Genomic DNA, 3,052 nt, shown 5'->3' on the forward strand with positions numbered 1-3,052 from the left:
CCGGGACCACGAGCCTTTCGCGGGGCAATCATTTTCGGGAATCGCCTATATCACCGTCCCAGCCTTCCGAACCTCCCGCCGGATGCCCGGGCGGATGTCCTGGAGCAGGATGGTATCGGTGCCCCGGCGGAGCGCCATCAGCGAGGCGTAGCGCACCACGTTGATGATGGCCCCGCCGGTCACCTCGTACTCCCGCGCCACACCCTCCAAATCCACCGCCGGTTCCAGCGGCGTCTTCTTGGAGAAGGCGTTGCGCCACAGGCGCCGCCGCTCTTCCGGTCCCGGCATGGGAAAGTAGATCATCGACTGGAACCGCCGGGCGAAGGCCTCGTCCATGTTGCCCTTGAGATTGCTGGCCAGGATCACCACGCCGGGGAAGTCCTCCACCCGCTGCAACAGGTAGGCGACCTCCTGATTGGCGTAGCGGTCGTTGGCGCTGGAGGTCTGGGTGCGCTTGCCGAACAGCGCGTCGGCCTCGTCGAAGAACAGAATCCAGTCGTGGCGTTCCGCCTGATCGAACACCCCGGCTAGGTTCTTCTCGGTTTCCCCCACCCATTTCGACACCACCAGCGACAGGTCCACCCGATAAACGTCAAGCCCGGTACTCTTGCCCAGCAGCGAGGCGGTGAGGGTCTTGCCGGTGCCCGGCGGCCCGTAGAACAGGCTGCGGAAGCCGGGCTTGATCTTGTGACTCAACTGCCAGTCGTGCAGCAGCGTATGGCGATGTTCGATCCAGGCCCGGATTTCTTCCACGTCGTCCAGGGTGTACTCGCCAAGCACCAGATCATCCCAACTCAACGGTGTGTCGATCCGCTTGGCCGGGAAACCGCCGCCGAAGGCGGGCCGATGGCGGGCACCCGTGGTGAGGCGACCCCAGTAGTCCCGCCCCACCCGCAGCGGCATTCCGAACGGCCCGCCGGGTCCGTCGCCCATCTCCAATACCCTGTCCCGAATCAACGCATGGTCCGGCTCGAAGCGCTTTTGCAGTTCGAGGCGCCGCTCCAAATCGCTCCCCGCCAGGATGAAGGCGGCGGTTTCCAGGGTCGGTCGGAAGCCGGGCTGGCCGGACTCCGGGGCGCCGCCGAATTCGGCGTAGCCAAGGCCCGTGGCGGGGTTCTTGAGCAGGAAGGGGTCCAGCACTTGTGGCCGCAACGGCGGCGCCAGGGCGAGAACCAACACCAGCCGCTCGGCGAAATCCAGGGATAAGCCCTGCACCGTCCGGGCATAGCCGGAGGGGTCTTCGGCGAGATCGGGCGGCGGCATGGCGGGGCTGTCGCCGAGTCCGCCCTCGTGGCCGAAGTGTCGCCGCAGGGCGGCTTCGATCAAAACGGCCAGCCAAGCCAGTTCACGCGCCAGGGTCAGGGCATTGTCGGAAAGTTCTTTCATCGCCATTTGACGAACAGGGGTTGATCCATCCAGCCCAGCCGGAGGGTGGAAATATTCCAGGGCAAGCTGTCCAGCAGCATGTCGTAAGCCTTGCCGCCCACCGTCAGCGTCCAGGATTCGTCGCTCCGCCGCAAGCGGCCTTCCCGTTGCAGAAAGCTTTCCCGGAGTCCCGCAATGGAGGTGTTGCGGAGCTTGCTCCAATTCTGGGTGACGCCGTACAGCAGTTGTTCCGAGAGTTGCCGCTCGGGTTCCGTGGGCGGAAGCTGGGGTTCCAGCGGCCCGGCGGTTTTCGCCCCGCACAGGATTTTGTTCAGCAGCAGCACGGGTTCGGGCGCGTCCATGGCGCCGGTGGCTAGGTATTGCAGCAGGTAAGCCGCCCGGCTGCGGGCGTCATCGTCCCGGAATTGGTTCTGTTCGAGGAGTCCCAGCATTTGGAAATAGCGGCTGAGGAACGGCCACAGCAGCACCACCCCGGCGTTGTCGACATAAAACGATTCGCCCGGCGGCAGTTCGCCGGGGTCGGATTCGGGCGAACGATAGGGCCAGGCGGGCGGAGGCCCGGCCTCAGGCTTGGGCGCGGCGGGCGAACGGGACGGGTGGCGAACGGGCGCCGCCGGTTTCGGCTCGCGGGGCACCCCATCCGGCGCTTGCGACAGCCGCTCGCGAAGGCTGCCGGAACGGCGCTCAAGCACCGGACGCAGGACATCCAGGGCGGTGCCCAGGTCTATTTCGTCCCGCGCTGGCTCCGAATCCGGTTCATCCGGGCTGCCGCGTCCCGCGTCTTGGACCGCCGCCGGATACCGTCGGCACACCTCCGCCAGCGCCTCCACCACGGGCGCGTAGCGCGTCTCCACGGCGGCCTTGCCACGGGCGGATTCCAGCATCCGTTCCAAGTACACCGGCACCGACAGGCCCATCTGTTCCGCCACCCGGCCACTCATTTCCACCAGGAAACGGGACGGCGACACGTCGGGCGAACGGCGGCCCAGCAGCGCGGCCAACACCGCCTGCCAGTGGATTTGCTTCGCCCGTTTCCTTTGGTTCACCGGCAGCCGGCCATCCGTTTCGAGCGCGCCGCCGGACAGGAGATAGCCCCGGATGAATTCGCCGTGTTCGGGGGACAGGGCCGCGATCAGCCGGAACAGGCTGTCCGACGGCAGGTAATGCAGCAAGCGGCGAATGACCTCGGGCCGGGTCGCGGCGGCTTTCAGCGCGGCCCAGAGCCGCTCGGGGTGTTCGGCCAGGGCTTCATCCAGCCAGCCTCGGGGCGTGTCGCCAGCGGCGCCGGCGCCGGGCGGCGGCAATGATCCGGTCTGTAAGAAGCCGACCAGCCGGGCCACCGGGTCCGGGATGTCCGCGGTGGCCGTTTCCCATTCGGAAAGCGGCGGCGGCTGATCGTCCCGGGCCGGGCCTGCGCGGCGCGGTGCCGGCAAGGGGGGCAGGTGCGGCCCCTCCGCCGCCAGCATCGCTTCCTGGGCCACGCTGTCCAGGGCTTGCAGCAAGTGGGCGTGGTGGCGGCTGGAGCCACTGGCGACGGCGGCGCGTAGGGTTTCCAAAAGCACGTCCGGCTCGGCCCGCCCCTCTCCGGCCAAGCGCCGCAACACCGCCAGCCAGTACCGGCCCCAATCCGGCTGTGGCGGGGCGGGTTCGGGGCGGGAGTCAGAGG

General features: G+C 67.9%; 2 protein-coding genes. Both read right to left on the minus strand.

From position 1 onward, the window contains the following. Positions 1–45 precede the first annotated feature (45 nt). On the minus strand, positions 46–1,386 hold the full coding sequence (locus ACXWUF_RS21310) for an ATP-binding protein (RefSeq protein ID WP_458496551.1): 1,341 nt from the start codon (positions 1,384–1,386) through the stop codon (positions 46–48). Continuing rightward, positions 1,383–3,052, minus strand: a 1,670-nt coding sequence (locus ACXWUF_RS21315) for a contractile injection system tape measure protein (protein WP_458496552.1), incomplete at its 5' end; no start/stop codon positions are given. The genes ACXWUF_RS21310 and ACXWUF_RS21315, both read right to left, overlap by 4 nt.

The organism is Methylomagnum sp., assembly GCF_054333355.1.

Coding starts and splice junctions, on each gene's coding strand:
- ACXWUF_RS21310 (WP_458496551.1), bottom strand. CDS start 1,386: ATGAAAGAACTTTCCGACAATGCCCTGACCCTGGCGCGTGAACTGGCT.